The sequence below is a fragment of the Gordonia sp. NPDC003585 genome (assembly GCF_040610755.1).
GTDB lineage: Bacteria > Actinomycetota > Actinomycetes > Mycobacteriales > Mycobacteriaceae > Gordonia.
The window spans coordinates 1-3,418 of sequence record NZ_JBEXMX010000170.1; the positions used below are offsets into that span (position 1 = coordinate 1).

The window sequence follows — 3,418 nt, forward strand, 5'->3', positions numbered from 1 at the left end:
TTGACCGGCTAATCGTGGTCGAGCCTGCGGCAACGATCGGCCGATGGTTCATTGTCGATCTGGTTTGCGGCGTTGCCGTCGGAGTTGTTCGTCGTGCTGGGCGACGGTGCCGGCGAGGCTCTCGACGATCGTTCGCAGGTGCGCAACTTCGGTGGCGAGGCCGGTGAGTGTGCGGGCGTCGGTCTGTCGGGTGCGGTGTTCGTCGATGACGGCGCGCATTTCGGTGTTGCGGTAGAGGGTCGCGCGACCGATCTTGGTGCGGGCAGCGACTGCGGTGAAGGTGATGGGTTGGCCTGTGGCGGCGAGTTCGGCGCAGGTTCGTTCAACCTCGGCCAGCGCTTTGCTGCTCATGCGGTCTCGGTGCCGGCCTCGGCGATGAGGATGTCGAGGCGGGCGACGAGTTGTTGGTGGCGGCGGGCCTCGTCGACCCAGCCGCGGGACTGGGCATCCTCGGCGAGCTGTTGCGCATCAACGCGTTGCGCGGCAAGGACTCCGAGATGGGTTGCGTCGGTGTGGAAGCTGGGACAATGTTCACAGATGTTGGCATACGGGCAGGTTCCCTGGGCGGGTGCCCGCAGGCAGTAGCCGCCGGCCAGCCGCGATTTGATGGCCGGGGCCTGCTTCCAGTCGGATCCGGTGATGTCGGTGATCGGTAGTTGCGGTCGGTCGGCGGCGAGCGGGCCGATCTGGCTTTTGGCGAGGTCGAGGGCTCGTTCGTATTCGGTGCGGACGGTGGAGTCGAACAGGTGCGCGTAGCGCAGGCTCATCTGGGTGGAGACGTGTCCGAGCAGCGCCATGAGCGCTTGTAGGGAAACCCCGGCGTTGATCAGGGCGGTGGCATAGGTGTGGCGCAGTTGATGTGGGGTGATGTGGTCGAGCCCGGCGGTCGCTGCCGCCCGGTTGAGCTCAGCGCGTAGTGCGTTCTGGGAGAGTCGTTTTCCGTGGTGGGTGAACAAGAAGTCGGCGGGTGCTCCGGTGCGGGGGTGACGTAGTGGCCGGCCGTGAGTGCGGGTGGCGGTGATGCGGTCGACGAGGGTGAGGACTTCGTCGTCGATGGGTACCATGCGTTCGGAGTCGAGTTTGCCCAGTGGCACTTTCAGCCACGACCCTTGCCCCGGGATCTCGTGGATGCAGTCGAGTTCGAGGTCGAGCAGTTCCCCGATCCGCAACCCACACGCCCGCGCCAACAGCAGGGCGTCTGCGGCCAGACGATACGGCGAATCCGCCAGCGCTGCAGCAAGCTTGCGATCGGCATCTACGGGTAGATAGCGTGGCAGAAACCGTTGCGGGCGAGGCAGGTCGCTGCGGAAGATCAGCTTGCGCGCTGGCGCGTCATCCCATCCCCACTCGGTGATCTCGGCCAGGAAATGGCCGACCGCGTGCACGCGTCGGATGCGGTCGGCCACGGTGATGGGTGCACCGGTGACACTGTTGAGGGTGGTGGGCAACGACGCCAGATACGGCTCGATATGGCGTCGACGATCGAGGTGGGCCAGCGAGGTCAGATCGGGGTCGGTGACGGCCAGGAATCGGCCGAAGTGCGCGAGTCGGGTCGCGATGCTGCTGACGGTCTTCGGCGCGCAGGTGGCGTACTTGCGGTTGAGGTAGCCCACGAACGCCGGGCGCAGTGCTGTGGGCACCTCGGCCATCCGATCCTCGAGGCTGTGTGCGGTCGTCGCCGGTGGTGCTTCGGAGTCGAGGATGCCGAGATGGAACAGGATCTGGCGGGCACTGTGCAGGGTGCTGCGGTAGTGTTTCGCGCCGCGTCCGGTGTGTTCTTCGCGCAGTGTGCAAGCGTGCAGGAGGTCGGCGAGGTCGTCCTCGTACAGGTCGGTCAACGGGCGCTGGGTCTGGATGAGCAACCGCGCGATGATTTGTGAGGCGATCGCCGATGCGACTCGGTCGGTGAATCCCAATTCCTTTGCCGCACTGACAAATCTCTGAAGGTCAGCGTTGAGTGGACTGACCGCGAGTTCCAGCCAGATACTGCTGAGTTTGCGGTACACCAGATAATCGTATCCGGGTGCCAGGCGCCCGCTGACCATCAAGAACGTGATGAACGGGCGGGTGGAGCAGTTTGCGGCCAGGCGTTTCTCGAGAGGTTCCTCGGCCCAGTCGGCGACCGTGGGCCAGCGCTTGAGGAAGGAGCGTGCCGCTTGGGTGTAGGCCGGGTTGCCGCGGCCACGCCGCCGCAGATGGGCGAGGTAGGCAGTCTGGACCTCTGCCGGTGTCTCAGGTCTGGGTGCGAAGTCGTGTGCGTGCTGCATCGAACTCTGCCTTGACATGTGTTGGGGTCAAATGGATATAGCGGGCTGTGGTATCGACGTGAGCGTGGCCGAGCAGCGCTTGCATCACCGCCAGATCGACTCCGGCTTCGGCCATCGCGGTGCCGAAGGTATGACGCAGTGCGTGTGGGTGGCCGGCGGCCACTCCGGATTTGAGGCGGTGGTAGCGGAAGATCGTGCGTAGTCCAGCCGCGGTCAACGGCTGACCCCGGTGCGGTCCCTTCGCCACCAGAAACAGACGGGTATTGGATGATTCGGGCCGCTCGGTCAGGACGTAGGTGTGAATCAGGCCGGCCACCTCGACATCGAGCGGCACCCGGCGTTCCTTGCCGCCCTTGCCGAGTACCCGTACCCAGCGGGCGCCGATATCGACATCGGTCACCTCCAGGGTGAGCAACTCGCACGAGCGTAACCCCGACAACAACATCAACCCGGCCAACGACCGGTCCCGCCAGGTGTGCAGGCTCGCCACCAGATCTGCGGTCTCACGACGATCCAGTGCCCGGGGTAGCCGACGCGGTTCGCGCAGCCGCAACGCTGACCGCCTCTTCGGCTTGACCAGATGGCCGAGCAGGGCGTTGCGTTCTTCGGCGGTGACGCGGCGTGCTTCACGCCCACTCGGGACCGGATTGACCAGGTCAGGATCGGTGATGCTGCGATAGGTGAACAAGCCCGTCAGCGCCGCGAGTCGATGATTGATCGTGGTCGGTGAGTACCGATCGAGCCGTTGCCCGGTCATCGACAACACATTTGCTGGACGACCCGGAATCGACGTCTCTCGGCAGAACCGCATGAAGTCGAGAAGCGTTGTCGTGGTTACTGATTCCAACGTGATATCGGACTCGTCGAGCCACCGGCAGAACGCCAGCAGGTCGTAGCCGTAGGCCCGTAACGTGCGCGCCGAGTAGTTTCGGTCGGCCAGATAGCCGAGGTAATCATTGACCACCACGTACCTTCCGGCATGGTCACCGGCCAACTGCCAGGCAACCTCAGTGCCAGATTCCAGATGCAGCAACTGCCGATCCGTCATGAGACAGGTGTAACGCCACCGTCAACCCCGGTCAAGTATCTTCCGTTGTCGGCGTGTCTGTTTCACCGTAGCCCCGGGCTCCGGATTAGCCGGTCAACAGGCA

The 3,418-nt window shown here is 64.5% G+C and carries 3 protein-coding genes; all 3 read right to left on the reverse strand.

The window, feature by feature from the left end; genetic code table 11:
* Positions 1-48: 48 nt before the first annotated feature.
* From ABZW74_RS24250 to ABZW74_RS24260, 3 genes are read right to left on the reverse strand one after another with little or no spacing between them, the layout of a single operon-like run.
* Positions 49-351 carry a DUF6262 family protein gene (locus tag ABZW74_RS24250; protein ID WP_240862873.1) on the reverse strand — a complete coding sequence of 101 codons (303 nt, stop codon included), beginning with the start codon at positions 349-351 and terminating at the stop codon, positions 49-51.
* A complete protein-coding gene (locus tag ABZW74_RS24255) occupies positions 348-2,267 on the reverse strand; it encodes a tyrosine-type recombinase/integrase (protein WP_240862871.1) in 1,920 nt (639 codons plus the stop codon). Before ABZW74_RS24255 ends, ABZW74_RS24250 begins: the two co-directional genes overlap by 4 nt.
* Complete coding sequence (locus ABZW74_RS24260) at positions 2,233-3,315, reverse strand: tyrosine-type recombinase/integrase (RefSeq protein WP_240862866.1); 1,083 nt, start codon at positions 3,313-3,315, stop codon at positions 2,233-2,235. The genes ABZW74_RS24255 and ABZW74_RS24260 overlap by 35 nt, the downstream gene beginning before the upstream one ends.
* Positions 3,316-3,418: the final 103 nt, after the last annotated feature.